19 protein-coding genes and 1 tRNA gene are annotated in these 16,109 nt (G+C 71.6%); 10 read left to right on the forward strand and 10 right to left on the reverse strand.

The window, feature by feature from the left end:
* Nucleotide 1: 1 nt before the first annotated feature.
* From ACGFXC_RS15295 to ACGFXC_RS15310, 4 genes are all read right to left on the reverse strand, one after another.
* Entirely contained in the window at nucleotides 2–175 is a 174-nt protein-coding gene (locus ACGFXC_RS15295) for a hypothetical protein (RefSeq protein ID WP_393712939.1), read from the reverse strand.
* A gap of 247 nt (nucleotides 176–422) precedes the next feature.
* Complete coding sequence (locus tag ACGFXC_RS15300) at nucleotides 423–779, reverse strand: hypothetical protein (protein ID WP_393712940.1); 357 nt, start codon at nucleotides 777–779, stop codon at nucleotides 423–425.
* 73 nt (nucleotides 780–852) lie between these two features.
* Nucleotides 853–926, reverse strand: a tRNA-Pro gene (locus tag ACGFXC_RS15305).
* Between the two features lie 90 nt (nucleotides 927–1,016).
* Entirely contained in the window at nucleotides 1,017–1,955 is a 939-nt protein-coding gene (locus tag ACGFXC_RS15310; protein WP_393712942.1) for a metallophosphoesterase, read from the reverse strand.
* A gap of 68 nt (nucleotides 1,956–2,023) precedes the next feature.
* On the opposite strand from ACGFXC_RS15310, the gene ACGFXC_RS15315 reads away from it, so the two are divergent.
* Complete coding sequence (locus ACGFXC_RS15315) at nucleotides 2,024–2,485, forward strand: GatB/YqeY domain-containing protein (protein WP_393712944.1); 462 nt, start codon at nucleotides 2,024–2,026, stop codon at nucleotides 2,483–2,485.
* 109 nt (nucleotides 2,486–2,594) lie between these two features.
* Here ACGFXC_RS15315 and ACGFXC_RS15320 read toward each other — a convergent pair whose 3' ends face one another.
* Complete coding sequence (locus ACGFXC_RS15320) at nucleotides 2,595–4,946, reverse strand: transglycosylase domain-containing protein (RefSeq protein WP_393712946.1); 2,352 nt, start codon at nucleotides 4,944–4,946, stop codon at nucleotides 2,595–2,597.
* Between the two features lie 398 nt (nucleotides 4,947–5,344).
* Between ACGFXC_RS15320 and ACGFXC_RS15325 the strand changes: the two genes are divergently transcribed.
* Nucleotides 5,345–5,695, forward strand: a complete 351-nt coding sequence (locus ACGFXC_RS15325; RefSeq protein WP_351815604.1) for a WhiB family transcriptional regulator — start codon at nucleotides 5,345–5,347, stop codon at nucleotides 5,693–5,695.
* Between the two features lie 37 nt (nucleotides 5,696–5,732).
* Here ACGFXC_RS15325 and ACGFXC_RS15330 read toward each other — a convergent pair whose 3' ends face one another.
* Nucleotides 5,733–7,031: an ArsA family ATPase gene (locus ACGFXC_RS15330; protein WP_393712948.1), complete on the reverse strand. Its 1,299-nt coding sequence runs from the start codon at nucleotides 7,029–7,031 to the stop codon at nucleotides 5,733–5,735.
* The gene (locus tag ACGFXC_RS15335; RefSeq protein WP_393712950.1) at nucleotides 7,024–8,013 is read right to left on the reverse strand and encodes an ArsA family ATPase; all 990 of its coding nucleotides are present in this window, start codon (nucleotides 8,011–8,013) and stop codon (nucleotides 7,024–7,026) included. Before ACGFXC_RS15335 ends, ACGFXC_RS15330 begins: the two co-directional genes overlap by 8 nt.
* Before the next feature lie 46 nt (nucleotides 8,014–8,059).
* Between ACGFXC_RS15335 and ACGFXC_RS15340 the strand changes: the two genes are divergently transcribed.
* From ACGFXC_RS15340 to ACGFXC_RS15360, 5 genes are all read left to right on the forward strand, one after another.
* Nucleotides 8,060–8,221, forward strand: coding sequence for a DUF4177 domain-containing protein (locus tag ACGFXC_RS15340; protein ID WP_007264966.1), 162 nt, complete (start codon nucleotides 8,060–8,062; stop codon nucleotides 8,219–8,221).
* Complete coding sequence (locus ACGFXC_RS15345; protein ID WP_393712952.1) at nucleotides 8,218–8,691, forward strand: RidA family protein; 474 nt, start codon at nucleotides 8,218–8,220, stop codon at nucleotides 8,689–8,691. The genes ACGFXC_RS15340 and ACGFXC_RS15345 overlap by 4 nt, the downstream gene beginning before the upstream one ends.
* A 175-nt stretch (nucleotides 8,692–8,866) precedes the next feature.
* A complete protein-coding gene (locus tag ACGFXC_RS15350) occupies nucleotides 8,867–9,769 on the forward strand; it encodes an NUDIX hydrolase (RefSeq protein ID WP_393712953.1) in 903 nt (300 codons plus the stop codon).
* Nucleotides 9,766–10,611 carry an MBL fold metallo-hydrolase gene (locus ACGFXC_RS15355; protein WP_393712955.1) on the forward strand — a complete coding sequence of 282 codons (846 nt, stop codon included), beginning with the start codon at nucleotides 9,766–9,768 and terminating at the stop codon, nucleotides 10,609–10,611. Before ACGFXC_RS15350 ends, ACGFXC_RS15355 begins: the two co-directional genes overlap by 4 nt.
* A complete protein-coding gene (locus ACGFXC_RS15360; protein ID WP_393712957.1) occupies nucleotides 10,608–10,907 on the forward strand; it encodes a hypothetical protein in 300 nt (99 codons plus the stop codon). The genes ACGFXC_RS15355 and ACGFXC_RS15360 overlap by 4 nt, the downstream gene beginning before the upstream one ends.
* Nucleotides 10,908–10,963: 56 nt before the next feature.
* Here the strand turns inward: ACGFXC_RS15360 and ACGFXC_RS15365 are convergent, their stop codons facing one another.
* Nucleotides 10,964–11,764 (reverse strand): nucleotidyltransferase, encoded by an 801-nt coding sequence (locus ACGFXC_RS15365; protein ID WP_393712959.1) that lies wholly within the window; start codon nucleotides 11,762–11,764, stop codon nucleotides 10,964–10,966.
* Nucleotides 11,765–11,852: 88 nt separating this feature from the next.
* Nucleotides 11,853–12,527 carry a Crp/Fnr family transcriptional regulator gene (locus tag ACGFXC_RS15370; protein ID WP_003981529.1) on the reverse strand — a complete coding sequence of 225 codons (675 nt, stop codon included), beginning with the start codon at nucleotides 12,525–12,527 and terminating at the stop codon, nucleotides 11,853–11,855.
* Between the two features lie 254 nt (nucleotides 12,528–12,781).
* Here ACGFXC_RS15370 and nth point away from each other — a divergent pair, with 254 nt between their 5' ends.
* The 3 genes from nth to ACGFXC_RS15385 all read left to right on the forward strand — a co-directional run bounded on the left by nth (nucleotide 12,782) and on the right by ACGFXC_RS15385 (nucleotide 15,756).
* Nucleotides 12,782–13,660 carry an endonuclease III gene (nth, locus tag ACGFXC_RS15375; RefSeq protein ID WP_393712961.1) on the forward strand — a complete coding sequence of 293 codons (879 nt, stop codon included), beginning with the start codon at nucleotides 12,782–12,784 and terminating at the stop codon, nucleotides 13,658–13,660.
* Nucleotides 13,661–13,823: 163 nt separating this feature from the next.
* Entirely contained in the window at nucleotides 13,824–14,540 is a 717-nt protein-coding gene (locus ACGFXC_RS15380; RefSeq protein ID WP_393712963.1) for an NUDIX hydrolase, read from the forward strand.
* A gap of 13 nt (nucleotides 14,541–14,553) precedes the next feature.
* Nucleotides 14,554–15,756, forward strand: a complete 1,203-nt coding sequence (locus ACGFXC_RS15385; protein ID WP_393713197.1) for a MarP family serine protease — start codon at nucleotides 14,554–14,556, stop codon at nucleotides 15,754–15,756.
* A 45-nt stretch (nucleotides 15,757–15,801) separates the two neighbouring features.
* Here the strand turns inward: ACGFXC_RS15385 and ACGFXC_RS15390 are convergent, their stop codons facing one another.
* Nucleotides 15,802–15,978 carry a hypothetical protein gene (locus ACGFXC_RS15390; protein WP_393712965.1) on the reverse strand — a complete coding sequence of 59 codons (177 nt, stop codon included), beginning with the start codon at nucleotides 15,976–15,978 and terminating at the stop codon, nucleotides 15,802–15,804.
* Between the last annotated feature and the right edge of the window lie 131 nt (nucleotides 15,979–16,109).

Below are 16,109 nucleotides of genomic sequence, written 5' to 3' on the forward strand. Positions count from 1 at the left end.
CTCACTGCCAGCCGTTGACGCAGCTCGGCTTCGGCAGACCCTTGACGGCCGGCGCCGCACAGACAGCCCGCGACACCCCGGCCCCCGGCCCGGCCGCGTACGCCTCGGCCGGCACCAGCAGAACCAGCAGGGCCGTGGCCGGCATCAGGGCTGCGGTGATCTTCTTGACGCTCATTCGAATCTCCGTGTGATGGAAGAGCGGACGGTTGCGCCCGGCTGTTCGCCGGTGAGAACCACCTTGTCAGCGCCCCGCCCCACCCCACCCGAAGATCGATGTCAGCTTGCTGCACACCCCCCTCAACTTCGTGCCACCCCCACCATCGCAGCCCCCTGATCCGGCCATCCGCAGTCCCATTGGCGAAATCCGAACCCACATCCTTCGTCCCGAAGGAGCCCTGGGCGCGGGCCGTCGCCGGGCGGCCCTAGGACGCCGGGACAGCCCACTCGGTGGACGTCAGGGCGCTCGCCGAGCGATAGACGATCTTCGTTGGCCGCTGGTCCTTCGGCACGGGGAACGGGATCTTTCCGCGGAGGCAGTCGCCGGCTTTGACCACGGTGGGGAGCGTCGGGTACTCGGGCTTGGGCAAGTCCCCTCCGTTCAACCCGGTCGTCTGCGTCCGTGTCCCGTCGGCAAAGGCCAGCGACCAGGGCTGTTGATCACTGCTGATGTCCGGCCCCTGCTTGTTGCACACCTTCACTTCGACGGCTGCCCATACGGCGTCCTCGACGCCGAGACCCTCCCCAGGTGGCGTGACGCCGTGTCGAGGGTGATTGGTCACTCGGTAAGTCACCCACACGCAGAAAGAGCCGGTGCAGATTGCTCTGCACCGGCTCTCACCTGGTATTACGAAGTCGGGGTGGCGGGATTTGAACCCACGACCTCTTCGTCCCGAACGAAGCGCGCTGCCAAGCTGCGCTACACCCCGATGTCCACCTTGCAGGCTTGCTGCCTGGCGACATCGATTACTTTAGCGGACCCTCGCCCTGAGACGAAATCCGGTTTTCGCAGGTGGTCGTCAGGCCTTCGGGGTGAGGGTCAGGAGGGTCGCCTCCGGGGGGCAGGCGAAGCGGACCGGGGTGAAGCGGTTGGTGCCGCAGCCCGCCGACACGTGCAGGTAGGCGCGCCGGCCCTCGGCCTCGTACGTGGACAGGCCCTTCACCCGCTTCGTGTCGAGGTCGCAGTTGGTGACCAGGGCCCCGTAGAAGGGGATGCACAGCTGGCCGCCGTGGGTGTGCCCGGCGAGGATCAGCGGGTACCGGTCGGCGGTGAAGGATTCCAGGACCCGCAGGTAGGGGGCGTGGACGACGGCCATCGAGAAGTCCGCGTCCGTCTCGGGGCCGCCCGCCACCCGCTCGTAGCGGTCCCGCTTGATGTGCGGGTCGTCCAGGCCGGTGAAGGCCAGCTCCAGGCCGTCCAGCTTGAGCCGGGCCCGGGTGTTGGTGAGGTTCAGCCAGCCCGCCGAGTCGAAGGCGTCCCGCAGGTCCTCCCACGGGTTGTGGACGGCGCCGACGACCGGCTTGTTGCCGTTCAGCCCGTGCCGGCCCTGCACCTTCTCGATCAGGTAGCGCCCGGGGTTGCGCAGCCGGGGCCCGTAGTAGTCGTTCGACCCGAAGACGTACACGCCGGGGAACTCCATCAGCGGCCCCAGTGCGTCCAGCACCTCGGGCACGCCCTCCGTGTCGGAGAGGTTGTCGCCCGTGTTGACCACGAAGTCGGGGCGCAGTCCGGCCAGGGACTGGAGCCAGGCGCGCTTCTTGCGCTGCCCGCCGACCATGTGGATGTCCGACACCTGGAGCACGCGCAGCGGTCGCATCCCGGAGGGGAGGACCGGCACGGTGACCCGGCGGAGCCGGAAGGAACGGGCCTCGAAACCGGCGGCATAGGCCACTCCGGCGGCCCCCGCCGCCGCGAGTCCGGCCGTGACCTTCAGGGGGACTTCGTAACGCGCGCGCATGCCCCCATCGTCGCAGACCCGGAAAACCGGCGGGCGCCACCGCCCCCGCACCTGGCAGACTTCAGGGCATGACCACGCTCAAGGCCAAGCTCCAGGAAGACCTCACCACCGCCATCAGGGCGCGCGACGAACTCGCTTCGTCCACCCTGCGCCTGACCCTCACCGCCATCACCAAGGAAGAGGTCGCGGGCAAGGAGGCGCGCGTGCTCTCCGACGACGAAGTCCTCAAGGTCATCGCCAAGGAGGCGAAGAAGCGCCGCGAGGCCGCCGAGGCCTTCGCCCAGGGCGGCCGGGCCGAGCAGTCCGCGCGCGAGACCGCGGAGGGCGAGTTCCTCGACGGCTACCTGCCCAAGCAGCTCGGCGACGACGAGCTCGCCGCGATCGTGGCGGCGGCCGTTGAGGAGGCCAGGGCGGCGGGTGCCGAGGGGCCGCGGGCCATGGGCGCCGTCATGAAGATCGTGAACCCGAAGGTGGCCGGTCTGGCGGAGGGCGGCCGGGTCGCCGCCGCCGTCAAGAAGCACCTCGCGTAGCCGCCCGGCCCCGGGCGCCGGCAGCAGACACCGGTACCGGGCACCGGCAGCACAGAAGGGGAGGGCCCCGGCGGAAGCATCCGCCGGGGCCCTCCCCTTCTTCGTCGCGCTACTGCGGCTCCGCGCCGCCGTCACCCGCGTTGGTGCCGCCGGTGAGGAGGTCGGTCCCCCCACCGCCACCGGTGGCGCCGCCGAAGAGGCCGCCGGTGGGTCCGGCCGCCCCCGCGCCGCCGGGGCGGTTGTCGCCCGGCTTGTTGTCACCGCCGGGCTTGCCCGGCTTCGAGGGCTTGCCCGGCCTGGACGGCTGGGTCGGCGGGTTGTTGCGGCCGCCGTTGTTGCCGCCGTTGCCGTTCCCGTTGCCGCCCCCGCCGCCCGGAACCGAGGGCTCCGGGATGTTGACCGTCACGAAGCCGGGGGCCTCGCGGCCGGACAGCGAGCCGGAGACCGCGTCCTTCCAGATCGGGCCCGGCAGACCACCGCCGAAGACCTTCGGGTAGTACTGACCGCCGATGGTGATGTCCTCCATCGTGATCTTCTTCGCGCCGCCCGAACCGACCCACACCGCTCCGGACAGGTTCGGCGTGTAGCCGACGAACCAGGCGTTGTAGCGGTTGTCCGTCGTACCGGTCTTGCCGGCGTTGTCCCGGTCGCTCAGGCCCGCCCGCTCACCCGTACCGGAGTCGACCACGCCGCGCAGCAGGGTGTTGATGGTGTCGGCCGTGTCCTGGGCCATCGCCCGGTCGCACTTGGTCTTCGGCACCGCGAGCGCCTTGCCGTGCGCGTCGGTGATCGACTCCAGGGCGATCGGGGTGCAGTAGACGCCCCGGTTGGCGAAGGTGGCGTACGCGTTGGCCATCGTCAGCGGGGACATCTCGGCGGAGCCGAGCGCGATGGACGGCTCCTCGGGCAGCTTCACGCCGCTGGCCGGGACCACGCCGAGCTTCTGCGTCATCTCCGTGACCGGGCAGAGCCCGATGTCGGAGATCATCTGCACGAAGTACGTGTTGATGGACTTCTCCATCGCCGTCTTCATCGCGTACGGGCCGACCTCGTCCGAGGTCTCGTTCTCGGCGGTCTGCAGCTTGCCGTTGGCGAGCGGGAGGTTCTGCCAGTTCGAGCCGTCGCAGCGCGACACCGGGCTCGGGTACTCCATCTTGTTCGGCGCCGGGTAGACCTTCGTCGGCTCCATGCCCCGCTCTATGGCGGCGGCCGCGATGAACGGCTTGAACGTCGAACCGACCTGGAAGCCGAAGTTGGACCCGCCCATCCGCTTGTCCACGGAGTAGTTGATCTGGGTCTCGTTCTTCCCGAAGCCGTACGGCTTCGACTGGCCCATCGCCAGGACGCGTCCGGTGCCCGGCTGGACCATGGTCACGGCCGTCGCGATCGAGTCGTCCTCGTTCACGTGGTCCTTGATCGAGGCGTTGGCCGCGTCCTGCGACTGCGGGTCCAGCGTCGTGCGGACCGTCAGGCCGCCCTGGTTCCAGATCTTCGCGCGCTCCTCGCGGGTCTTGCCGAACACCGGGTCCGTCAGGAAGGTGTTGCGCACGTAGTCGCAGAAGAAGCCCGCGCCCTTGACCGCGGTGATGCAGCCGTTCTTCGGCCGCGTCACCTTCAGCTGGACCGGCTTCTGCTTCGCCTCGTCGGCCTCGGCCTGCGAGATGTCCTTCATGTCGGCCATCCGCTGGAGGACGACGTTGCGGCGCTTCATCGCCTCCTGCGCGTCGTTCACCGGGTCGAACCGGCTCGGCGACTGCACGACGCCCGCCAGCAGCGCCGACTCCTCCAGGGTCAGGTCCTTGGCCGGCTTGCTGAAGTAGCGCTGCGCCGCGGACTCGATCCCGTACGCCTGCTGGCCGAAGTAGGTGATGTTCAGGTAGTTCTCGAGGATCTTCTTCTTCCCGAGCTCCTCCTCGACCTGGATCGAGTACTTCAGCTCGCGGATCTTGCGCCCGAGGCTCTTCTCCTGCGCCTCGCGGACCTTCGACTCGTCGTCGCCGGCCTCCTCGACGAAGACGTTCTTGACGTACTGCTGCGTCAGCGTGGAGGCGCCCTGTGCGGCGCCGCCCTCCTGCGCGTTGCGGTTGACCGCGCGCAGGATGCCCTTGAGGTCGACCGCGCCGTGCTCGTAGAAACGAGAGTCCTCGATCGCGACGATCGCCTTCTGCATGTACGGCGAGATGGCCGTGAGGGGGACCACCTGCCGGTCTCGTGAATAGACGGTGGCGATCAAGCCACCTTCCGCGTCCAGAATCGTGGTGCGCTGGCTCAGCGGAGGGGTCTTCAGATTGGCCGGGATCTCGTCGAAACCCTCGACGGTCCCCTTGGCCGCGAGTCCCAGCGCGCCTGCGCCCGGGATCGCGATGCCGGCGAGTACGACTCCGGAGAGAACGGACACCCCGAGGAACTTGGCGGCCTGCTGTGGCCCCGTGAGCCCGCCGCCCGAGCGCTTCTTTCCCATGGAGGGCAGCCTACGTTCTCATTCGCCGGACACACGCGAATGCCTTGGCCTAAGCTGACCCCAACTGTCACAGGAGCGCGGTGCGACATCAACCCCCCGGCTTGATTTTCACCCTTCCCGAATGGGGTGGACTCATGTCCGAATCCCGCCCTTCCCTCTGACGGCCGCGCACCGGCGCTTTCCTGATTTCACCCGAATCGCCGGATAGGTCGGGCATGTCGCCGGATCACTCCGTCGGGTGATCTGCCGCTTACCCATAGTCCGTTCGGACCATTCAAGATTGGGCCCGTCGGGGGTGTTGCACTGTGCCCACCTTCCGTAACGTCCTCAACTGGCAGCGGTGAATATGCCGCATGCCGCCGTGGGGGAGCCTCGATTCGGGAGAGGACGGCGCCGGGATGGGCTGGGTTACCGACTGGAGTGCGCAGGCAGCCTGCCGCACTACCGATCCGGATGAACTGTTCGTTCAAGGAGCGGCACAGAACAGGGCCAAGGCGGTGTGCACCGGATGTCCGGTGCGGACCGAATGCCTGGCCGACGCGCTCGACAACCGTGTCGAGTTCGGAGTATGGGGCGGAATGACCGAGCGGGAACGCCGTGCGCTGCTGCGCAGGCGCCCCACCGTCACCTCGTGGCGACGGCTGCTCGAAACCGCCCGCACGGAGTACGAGCGCAGCACGGGCATCCTCACCATGGATGTCGACGCGGAGCTCGACGTCACGTACGAGACGTACGCGGCAGCCGGGTAACCACCCGGCGCGCCACGACGTCACACCGTACGAACGCCTACGCTCCGGCCGGCACCCCGGCCGCGAGCCGCTCTCCGATGGCCCGTAGCCCGGCGAGGTCGTGCACATCGCCGGGCAGGGCGGCCACCTGTACCACCGCCACTTCGGGGTGCAGCGAGGTGAAGCGGTCGCGTGTGCGCTGTTCGCGCGCGATCACCTGCATCCGTTCGGCGTGCAGGCGCAACAACCCGGCCGTGATCTCGTCCACGTCGCTCGTGTCGTCGTGCTCGTGCCCATGTTCCTGCTTGCTGTCGCTTTCGCTGTCGCCGCCCGCGCCGGGGGAGCCGTTCTCGGCGGCGTCACGAAGTCCAGTTTTCCCGGACTCCTGATCGACAATGCCGCCTTCTTCAAGATTCTCTGCGGCGGCCAGGGCCCGCTCCGCGGACAGCCGCGCGGCGCCGCTCCCGTGCACCCGGTTCAGCACCAGGCCGGCCAGCGGCATCCGTTCCGCGGCCAGCCGTTCCACGAAGTACGCCGCCTCGCGCAGCGCGTCCGGCTCGGGGGCCGCGACCACGAGGAAGGCCGTCCCAGGAGCCTGGAGCAGCCGGAACGTCGCGTCCGCGCGCGTGCGGAACCCGCCGAACATCGTGTCCATCGCGGCCACGAAGGTCTGGACGTCCTTCAGCAGCGAGGCGCCCATCAGCTTGCTCAGCGTGCCGGTCATCATCGACATGCCGACATTCAGGAACTTCATCCCGGCGCGCCCGCCGACCTTCGCCGGAGCCATCAGCACGCGGATGAACTTCCCGTCCAGGAAGGACCCGAGACGCTTCGGCGCGTCGAGGAAGTCCAGCGCCGACCGGCTCGGCGGGGTGTCCACGACGATCAGGTCCCAGTCGTCCCTGGCCCGCAGCTGGCCCAGCTTCTCCATCGCCATGTACTCCTGCGTGCCCGCGAAGCCGGCCGACAGGGACTGGTAGAAGGGGTTCGCCAGGATCGCCTGCGCCCGGTCGCCGTCCGCGTGCGATTCGACGATCTCGTCGAACGTCCGCTTCATGTCCAGCATCATGGCGTGCAGTTCGCCGTCGCCCGCCACGCCCGCCACCCTGCGCGGCGTGTTGTCCAGCGAGTCGATGCCCATCGACTGGGCCAGCCTGCGGGCCGGGTCGATGGTCAGCACGACCGCCTTGCGGCCCCGCTCGGCCGCCCGGACGCCGAGCGCCGCGGCGGTGGTGGTCTTGCCGACCCCGCCCGCCCCGCAGCACACGATGATCCGGGTCTTCGGGTCGTCCAGCAGGGCGTCGACCGCCAGCTGTGCGGGAGTGTCCAGGCCCACGGTGTTCCCACCCTCACTCATCGGCGTCCGCCTGCTTGCGGAGTTCCGCAGCCAGCTCGTACAGCCCGGCCAGCTCCATTCCCGAGCCGAGCAGGGGAAGTTCGTACGTCGGCACCCGCAGCCCCGCCAGCACCGCGCGTTGCTCCCGCTCCAGCTCCACGCGGCTCGCGTGCTCGGCGGCCTGCGCCAGCAGCGGCTCCACCAGCCGCTCGGCCAGCCCGCCCCGCCGGGCGCCCCCGAGCCCCGCCCGGGACAGGGCCTTGGCGATCTCCGCCCGGTGGCCGTCGGCGGCCTCGCGCAGGGTGCTCTCGTCCAGGTGGTGCGGGCGCACCATGTTCACGAAGACACGCCCCACCGGGAGCCCCGCCGCCTGGAGTTCCGCGATGCCGTCCGCGGTCTCCTGGACGGGCATCTCCTCCAGCAGCGTCACCAGGTGCACCGCGGTGTCCGGGGACTTGAGCACCTTCATGACGGCCTGCGCCTGATTGTGGATCGGCCCGAACCGGGCCAGCCCCGCCACCTCGTCGTTGACGTTCAGGAAGCGGGTGATGCGCCCGGTCGGCGGAGCGTCCATGATCACGTGGTCGTAGACGAACCGGCCCGCCTTGTCCTTGCGCCGCACCGCCTCGCACGCCTTGCCGGTCAGCAGGACGTCCCGCAGCCCCGGCGCGATCGTCGTCGCGAAGTCGATGGCGCCCAGCTTCTTCAGGGCGCGCCCGGCCGAGCCGAGCTTGTAGAACATCTGGAGGTAGTCCAGCAGCGCCCGCTCCGCGTCGATGGCGAGCGCGTGCACCTCACCTCCGCCGCCGCCGGGCGCGACGGCGATCTTCCGCTCCTCGTAGGGGAGCGCTTCCGTGCCGAAAAGCTGTGCGATGCCCTGCCTGCCCTCGACCTCCACGAGAAGAGTCCGCCTGCCCTCGCGTGCGAGGGAGAGCGCGAGTGCCGCGGCGACCGTGGTCTTGCCGGTGCCGCCCTTGCCGCTGACCACCTGGAGCCTGCTCACAGCGTCCGAGCCTAACCACTCCCGCGCAGGCATTACGCTCGGGCCCATGACCAAGAAGTTCGAATACGCGACGGTCCCCCTGCTGGTTCACGCCACGAAGCAGATCCTGGACACCTGGGGCGAGGACGGCTGGGAGCTCGTCCAGGTCGTGCCCGGCCCGAACAACCCCGAGCAGCTCGTGGCCTACCTCAAGCGGGAGAAGGCATGAGCGGCGTCGTCGAGGCGCGCATCGCGGAGCTGGGCCTGACCCTGCCCGAGGTCGTCCCGCCGCTGGCCACCTACCAGCCGGCCGTCCGGTCGGGCGCGTACGTGTACACCGCCGGCCAGCTGCCGATGGTGCAGGGCAAGCTGCCGCTGACCGGCAAGGTCGGCGCGGAGGTCTCGGCGGAGCAGGCCAAGGAGCTGGCCGCGACCTGCGCGCTGAACGCGCTGGCCGCAGTCAAGTCCGTGGTCGGTGACCTCGACAAGATCGCCCGCGTGGTCAAGGTCGTCGGCTTCGTCGCCTCGGCCCCCGACTTCACGGCCCAGCCGGGCGTCCTGAACGGCGCGAGCGAGCTGCTGGGCGAGATCCTCGGCGACAAGGGCGTTCACGCCCGCAGCGCGGTCGGCGTGGCGGTCCTGCCCCTGGACGCCCCGGTAGAGGTCGAGATCCAGGTGGAACTCACCCCCTCCGCCTGACGCTCCACCCCCCTGCCGGCTCCGCGAGCCGCCGCACCGGACTCCACCCGGCGCGGCGGGCCCGGAGCCGGCGGCGTCGCAGCGGCACGGGGCCGGGCGCGGCCCGGGGCCCCGTCCACCCCTCCCGCCAGGGAGGGGCCTCGAACATCGGGCCGGATGGTCGTAGCATCCGGCCATGCCGAATGGTCAGCACGGTCCGTCGCCCGCCCAGCCCGCCGGAGGCCAGTGGTACCCCCCGGAGTGGCCCGACCGCATCCGCGCCCTCGCGGACGGCGCCCTCACCCCGGTGGCCCCCAAACGCGCCGCCACGGTGATGCTGCTCCGTGACGCCCCGGACGGCCCCGCCGTGCACATGCTGCGCCGCCGCGCGTCCATGGCCTTCGCCGGAGGCGCCTACGCCTACCCCGGCGGCGGGGTCGACCCCCGCGACGAGGACCTCCGCATCGGCTGGGCCGGCCCGGACCGGGACGCCTGGGCCGAGCGGCTCGGCACCGACGCCGCCACGGCCCAGGCGATCGTCTGCGGAGCCGTCCGCGAGACCTTCGAGGAGGCCGGCGTGCTCCTGGCCGGGGAGAGCGCCGGCACCGTCGTCGGCGACACCACCGGCGACGACTGGGAGGCCGACCGCGAGGGCCTCGTCGCCCGCGCCTTCTCCTTCGCCGAGTTCCTGGACCGCCGCGGCCTCGTGCTCCGCTCGGACCTGCTCGGCGCGTGGGCCCGCTGGATCACCCCGGAGTTCGAGCCCCGCCGCTACGACACGTGGTTCTTCGTCGCCGCCCTCCCGCAGGGCCAGCGCACCCGCAACGCCTCCACCGAGGCCGACCGGACCGTCTGGATCCGCCCCACCGAGGCCGCCGCCCGCTACGACGCCGGCGAGCTGCTGATGATGCCGCCGACCATCTCCACCCTGCGCTCCCTCCAGCCCCACCCGACCGCCTCCGCCGCCCTGGCCGCCGCCGCGCTCCAGGACCTGACGCCGGTGCTGGCGCAGGCCGAGCTGGTCGACGGGGAGCTGGTGCTCAGCTGGCCGGGACACGATGAGTTCACCAAGCGCGTCCGCCCGGGAGGCCCCGCATGACCGACGCCGTGGCCCTCCCCGGCCAGCCCCGCGGGGTCGTCTCCTCCGGACCGGCGACCGCCCGCGCCGTCAACGTCCTGGCCCCCAACGCGTCGGCCATGACCCTGGACGGCACCAACACCTGGCTCGTCTCGGAGCCCGGCTCCGAGCTGGCCGTCGTCATCGACCCCGGTCCGCTGGACGAGGCGCACCTGAGGGCCGTCGTCGCCACGGCCGAGCAGGCCGGCAAGCGCGTCGCCCTGACCCTGCTCACCCACGGCCACCCCGATCACGCCGAGGGCGCCGACCGCTTCGCCGAGCTGACCGGTACGAAGGTCCGCGCACTGGACCCGGCGCTGCGCCTCGGCGACGAGGGCCTGGCCGCGGGCAGCGTGATCCGCACCGGCGGCCTGGAGCTGCGCGTGGTCCCCACGCCCGGCCACACCGCCGATTCGCTCTGCTTCCACCTGCCCGCCGACCGGGCCGTCCTGACCGGCGACACGATCCTGGGCCGCGGCACCACCGTCGTCGCGCACCCCGACGGCCGCCTCGGCGACTACCTGGACTCCCTGCGCCGCCTGCGCTCGCTCACCGTCGACGACGGGGTGACCACGGTGCTGCCGGGCCACGGACCGGTCCTGGAGGACGCCCAGGGGGCCGTCGAGTACTACCTGGCCCACCGCGCGCACCGGCTCGCCCAGGTCGAGACGGCGGTGGAGAACGGCTTCGTCACCCCGGAGGCGGTCGTCGCGCAGGTCTACGCCGATGTGGACCGCTCGCTGTGGCCCGCCGCCACCTGGTCGGTCCAGGCCCAGCTGGAGTACCTTCGCGATCACGGACTGATCCCCGGAGGCCCCGAATGAACACGCTGTTCGTCCTGCTCGCACTGCTCGCCGCCGCCGTCTGGGTCATCTCGACCGTGAGCCTGCGCACGAAGGCGCTGGCCGACCGGGCGGACCGCCTGGAGCGGCGCCTGGGCCTGGTGCTGGAGCACTTCGGCATCGAGGAGCCGGAGCCGGCCGGGCTGGACGACGTACGGGGCCTGAAGCGCGCGGGCCGCGAGGTGTCGGCCATCAAGCGGTACCGGGAGATCACGGGCGCGGGCCTGGTGGAGGCCAAACAGGCGGTCGAGGCACTGGACGTCACCCCGCGCGGCTGACCCCGCCGCACCGGCACCCCGCCGCACCGGCCCCGCCCGCCCCGTCCGCACCGCCCCTAGCGCGGCGCCTTCGTCCCGTGCCGGGCCGTGTACTCCGCCGCCAGCCACGGGCCGAGGTCCTCGACGTACGCCCGCACCACCTCCGGGTCCGCCACGGGGGCCAGTGCCACGGCGGCCGCGGCCCGCATCTGCGCGGCCCGCCCCGGGTAGTACCGGCCGAAGACCTCCGCCGACTCGGTGAGGTCACTGGTCCAGCCGCCCCACCGGGGCATGACCAGCGTGAATCCGGTCCGCACCAGGTGCCGTGCGAAGCCCCGGCTCAGCCGGCGGTACTCGGCGGGTTCCGAGGCGGCCTCGAACCGCTCCCGCCAGCCCGGCGGCAGGCGGGCCAGGTCCCCGTTGGTCTCCCGGGCGAGCAGGCCGTCGGGACGGTAGCGGGGCAGGTGCTCGGCCAGGTCGTCGCCGAGCAGCGGAGTGCACAGGCAGGCCAGGAACCAGCCCAGGTCGTACCGTTCCCGCTCGCTCAGCAGCCGGTCCTTGCCGAACAGCAGGATGCCGGCGCCGTCGATCTCCGGGAAGTCCTCGTCGAGCCCGCGCCCCAGCACCTCGGCGGTGTCCCGGTCCTCGGCGCAGGGTTCCCGGTGCAGGGCCAGCAGCAGGTCGAGGTCGGAGCGCCCGGGGCGGCCGGTCCCGCGCGGGAGGGACCCGTAGAGGTAGGCGCTGTGCAGCCGGGGCCCGTACGCCTCGGCGGTACGGGCGCGCGCGGCGGCGACGAGCGCCGCGAAGGCGGGCTGGATCCGGCCGAGGGACCCCTCCCGCTCGAAGTGGCCGTCGGCGTCCAGACCCCTGCGCTCCATGATCCCCAGTCTGCCCCGTCCGGGGGGCCGGAGACGCGAAAGGGCCCCGCCCCCTCGGGCGGGACCCCTCACGGCGAGGCCGGACGCGTCAGCGCGAGCGCTTCGCGAGCCGCTCCACGTCCAGCAGGATCACGGCGCGCGCCTCCAGGCGCAGCCAGCCGCGGCCCGCGAAGTCGGCCAGGGCCTTGTTCACGGTCTCGCGGGAGGCGCCGACGAGCTGGGCCAGCTCTTCCTGCGTCAGGTCGTGCACGACGTGGATGCCCTCCTCCGACTGCACGCCGAAGCGGCGCGAGAGGTCGAGGAGCGCGCGGGCCACGCGGCCCGGGACGTCGGAGAAGACCAGGTCGGACATCTGGTCGTTGGTCTTGCGCAGGCGGCGGGCGACGGCGCGCAGCAGCGCGGTCGCGACCTCGGGCCGGGCGTTGAGCCACGGCTGGAGGTCACCGTGGCCGAGGCCGAGGAGCTTGACCTCGGTCAGCGCGGTGGCGGTGGCGGTGCGCGGGCCCGGGTCGAAGAGCGACAGCTCGCCGATCAGCTCGCCGGGGCCGAGGACGGCCAGCATGTTCTCGCGACCGTCGGGGGAGGTGCGGTGGAGCTTCACCTTGCCCTCGGTCACGACATACAGCCGGTCGCCGGGGTCGCCCTCGTGGAACAGGGCGTCACCGCGTGCGAGGGTCACCTCGCCCATGGAGGCGCGGAGCTCCGCGGCCTGCTCGTCATCGAGCGCCGCGAAGAGCGGGGCGCGCCGCAGAACGTCGTCCACGAGTCTCTCTCCTATGTCGACCAGCTCAGGGGACCGGTCTCCCATTTTGCCGGACGGCTCAAACAGTGCGATCAATCACTACCAAGGATGCCGGACGCGGGCCCGTGCTGTGTGGTGGGCGGCCGATCGGGGTGGTGTTACCTGAGGTCCGGGCGGGTGTCGGTGCCCGGCCTTAGGCTGGCCGGGTGTCCAATAAGCCGGTGAGAGCACAGGCCAAGGGGTCCGCAGGAGTGACGGCGGCCCAAAATTCAGCCGTGGGCGAACAAGCCCCTGCGGAGGCGTCCGAGGCGGTCCGGTCGGGCCCCCAGGGCAAAGCTTCGGCCAAGAAACCGAAGTCCGCGACCGCGGGCACGGCCAGGCCCGAATCCCGCCTGGCCATGATCCGCAGGGCCCGGCGGATCAACCGCGAGCTGGCCGAGGTCTACCCGTACGCCCATCCGGAGCTGGACTTCCGCAATCCCTTCGAGCTCCTGGTCGCCACCGTCCTGTCCGCGCAGACCACCGACCTGCGCGTGAACCAGACGACCCCGGCGCTGTTCGCCGCCTACCCGACCCCCGAGGACATGGCCGCGGCGGTGCCGGAGGAACTGGAGGAGCTGATCAGGCCGACCGGGTTCTTCCGGATGAAGGCGAAGTCCCTCCTCGGGCTCTCGCAGGCCCTGCGGGACCGCTTCGACGGCGAGGTCCCCGGCCGCCTCGACGACCTGGTCACCCTGCCCGGCGTCGGCCGCAAGACGGCCAACGTGGTCCTCGGCAACGTCTTCGGAGTCCCCGGCATCACCGTCGACACCCACTTCGGACGACTGGTGCGCCGCTTCAAGTGGACCGAGCAGGAGGATCCGGAGAAGGTCGAGGCGGAGATCTGCGCGATCTTCCCCAAGAGCGAGTGGACGATGCTCTCGCACCGGGTCGTCTTCCACGGCCGCCGGATCTGCCACGCCCGCAAGCCCGCCTGCGGCGCCTGCCCCATCGCCCCGCTCTGCCCGGCGTACGGGGAGGGGGAGACCGACCCGGAGAAGGCGAAGAAGCTGCTGAAGTACGAGAAGGGCGGCTACCCGGGCCAGCGGCTCTCCCCGCCCCCGGACTACCCGGGCCGGCCCGCCGCCCCGCTGGGAGCCCGCACGGAGGCCTGAGCGGGCCCCGGGAGGCCCTCCCGGGGCCCGGAGTACGGGGGCGCGCGGCCGGCCCGTCGCGCGCCCCCGGAGGAACGAATCCGCACCCGGACCGCGTTCAGCGGTGTGGGGACGGGGTCCGCAGGAGACGGTGTTCAACAGGAGATCGGGGACAGGGGTGCCTATGACGCGCGGTACGCAGGACGACACCGAGGCCGCCGCCCGCGGGGACGGCGGCCTCACCCTCAGCACCGAGGGCCTGCCCGCATGGCTGGACCCGGTCGTGGAGGCCGCCCGCACCGTGCGCCCGCGCCAGCTCAGCCGCTTCCTCCCGCCCGAGGACGGCCGGGGCCGACAGTCCGCCGTGCTCATCCTCTTCGGCGAGGGCCCGCGCGGTCCCGAACTGCTACTCCAGGAGCGCGCCGGCACCCTGCGCTCGCACGCGGGCCAGCCCTCCTTCCCCGGCGGCGCCCTGGACCCGCAGGACGGCGACCCGCACACCACCGGCCCGCTGCGCGCCGCGCTGCGCGAGGCCGAGGAGGAGACCGGCCTCGATCCGGCCGGCGTCCAGCTCTTCGGGGTGCTGCCCCGCCTCTACATCCCGGTCAGCGAGTTCGTCGTCACCCCGGTGCTCGGCTGGTGGCGCGAGCCGTCCCCGGTCGGCGCGGTGGACCCGGCCGAGACGGCCCGGGTCTTCACGGTGCCCGTGGCGGATCTCACGGAGCCCGGGCACCGGGTCACCGTGGTCCACCCGCGCGGCCACCAAGGTCCCGCATTCACGGTCGAATCGGCCCTCGTGTGGGGCTTCACCGCCGGGGTGATCGACCGCATCCTGCACTTCGCGGGCTGGGAGCGCCCGTGGGACCGCTCACGTCAGGTCCCACTCGACTGGCACGCATGAGACGGTGACCCTCGTGAACGTGCTGGACATCCTGTTGCTGGTCGCCGCCGTGTGGTTCGCGATCGTGGGCTACCGCCAGGGCTTCGTCGTCGGCATCCTGTCGGTGATCGGCTTCCTCGGCGGTGGTCTCATCGCCGTCTCCCTGCTGCCCCTGATCTGGGACCGGGTGACCGACAACGGCACCCAGGTGACGACCACCGTCGTCGTGATCGCCGTCGTCGTGATCATCATCTGTGCCTCGATCGGCCAGGCGCTGACCACCCATCTGGGCAACCGGCTGCGGCGCCACATCACCTGGTCGCCCGCCCGCGCGCTCGACGCGACCGGCGGCGCGCTGGTCAACGTCGTCGCGATGCTGCTGGTGGCCTGGCTGATCGGCTCGGCGCTCGCCGGGACCTCACTGCCCACGCTGGGCAAGGAAGTCCGCAACTCCAAGGTGCTCCTCGGCGTGTCCCGGGTGCTCCCGGCGCAGGCGAACACCTGGTTCTCGGACTTCAGTTCCACCCTCGCCCGCAACGGCTTCCCACAGGTCTTCAGCCCGTTCTCCAACGAGCCCATCACCGAGGTCAAGCCTCCCGACCCGGCCCTCGCCCGCAGTGCCGTCGCCGAGCAGGCGAAGCTCTCGATCGTGAAGGTCGTCGGCACCGCCCCCAGTTGCAGCAAGGTCCTGGAGGGCACCGGCTTCGTCTTCGCGCCGGGCAAGGTGATGACCAACGCCCACGTCGTCGGCGGGGTCATCGAACCGACCGTGCAGGTCGGCGGCGAGGGCAAGCTCTTCGACGGCACGGTGGTGCTCTACGACTGGGAGCGCGACATCGCCGTACTGGACGTGCCCAAGCTGCGCGCCCCGGCCCTGGAGTTCACCGACAAGGACGCCACCAGCAGCAGCGACGCGATCGTGGCCGGCTTCCCCGAGAACGGCGCCTACGACGTCCGCGCGGCCCGCGTCCGCGGCAGGATCAACGCCAACGGCCCGGACATCTACCACCGGGGCACCGTCCGCCGGGACGTCTACTCGCTGTACGCGACGGTCCGCCAGGGCAACTCCGGCGGCCCCCTGCTGACGCCCGAAGGCCGTGTGTACGGGGTCGTCTTCGCGAAGTCCCTCGACGATCCGAACACCGGTTACGCCCTGACGGCCGACGAGATCCGGGACGACATCCGCCTCGGCAAGACCTCCGAGCGCCGGGTCGACACCCAGGGCTGCGCCCTCTGATCCGGCCGGGTCGCCGGGGCTCCGGTGACCCGGGGCCCCGGCGTCCTACATCCGTGGATGCCGCAGCCGTGCCGAGACCCAGCGGGCGCGGCGGCGCAGGATGCGCGGGATCCCCAGCCGGGGGTCGTCGTGACCGTCCCGGACGGTCCTGTCGTGCGTGCCCGGCGCGGTGGCCGTGCGGCGTTCGTGTGCGGTGTCACCGTGGTCGTGCGTCCAGCCCATACAACGAGCTGTGCCCGGGCCCCAAGGTCCGTAACCCCCCTCGGGGCGGCCAATTGGCCTATGCGCCGGGCAATTGAATGCTCGTATGAATGTCGTATGAACGCACCGTCATGGTGGCGAACGGTCCGTCA

This window comes from Streptomyces sp. NPDC048507, assembly GCF_043199995.1.
Taxonomy (GTDB): domain Bacteria; phylum Actinomycetota; class Actinomycetes; order Streptomycetales; family Streptomycetaceae; genus Streptomyces.

What these genes read in the sequence shown, in the direction of transcription:
- ACGFXC_RS15295 (WP_393712939.1), bottom strand. Translation starts at nt 175, where the DNA reads ATGAGCGTCAAGAAGATCACCGCAGCCCTGATGCCGGCCACGGCCCTG.
- ACGFXC_RS15310 (WP_393712942.1), bottom strand. Translation starts at nt 1,955, where the DNA reads ATGCGCGCGCGTTACGAAGTCCCCCTGAAGGTCACGGCCGGACTCGCG.
- ACGFXC_RS15315 (WP_393712944.1), top strand. Translation starts at nt 2,024, where the DNA reads ATGACCACGCTCAAGGCCAAGCTCCAGGAAGACCTCACCACCGCCATC.
- ACGFXC_RS15320 (WP_393712946.1), bottom strand. Translation starts at nt 4,946, where the DNA reads ATGGGAAAGAAGCGCTCGGGCGGCGGGCTCACGGGGCCACAGCAGGCC.
- ACGFXC_RS15325 (WP_351815604.1), top strand. Translation starts at nt 5,345, where the DNA reads ATGGGCTGGGTTACCGACTGGAGTGCGCAGGCAGCCTGCCGCACTACC.
- ACGFXC_RS15330 (WP_393712948.1), bottom strand. Translation starts at nt 7,031, where the DNA reads ATGAGTGAGGGTGGGAACACCGTGGGCCTGGACACTCCCGCACAGCTG.
- ACGFXC_RS15340 (WP_007264966.1), top strand. Translation starts at nt 8,060, where the DNA reads ATGACCAAGAAGTTCGAATACGCGACGGTCCCCCTGCTGGTTCACGCC.
- ACGFXC_RS15345 (WP_393712952.1), top strand. Translation starts at nt 8,218, where the DNA reads ATGAGCGGCGTCGTCGAGGCGCGCATCGCGGAGCTGGGCCTGACCCTG.
- ACGFXC_RS15350 (WP_393712953.1), top strand. Translation starts at nt 8,867, where the DNA reads ATGCCGAATGGTCAGCACGGTCCGTCGCCCGCCCAGCCCGCCGGAGGC.
- ACGFXC_RS15355 (WP_393712955.1), top strand. Translation starts at nt 9,766, where the DNA reads ATGACCGACGCCGTGGCCCTCCCCGGCCAGCCCCGCGGGGTCGTCTCC.
- ACGFXC_RS15360 (WP_393712957.1), top strand. Translation starts at nt 10,608, where the DNA reads ATGAACACGCTGTTCGTCCTGCTCGCACTGCTCGCCGCCGCCGTCTGG.
- ACGFXC_RS15365 (WP_393712959.1), bottom strand. Translation starts at nt 11,764, where the DNA reads ATGGAGCGCAGGGGTCTGGACGCCGACGGCCACTTCGAGCGGGAGGGG.
- ACGFXC_RS15380 (WP_393712963.1), top strand. Translation starts at nt 13,824, where the DNA reads ATGACGCGCGGTACGCAGGACGACACCGAGGCCGCCGCCCGCGGGGAC.
- ACGFXC_RS15390 (WP_393712965.1), bottom strand. Translation starts at nt 15,978, where the DNA reads ATGGGCTGGACGCACGACCACGGTGACACCGCACACGAACGCCGCACG.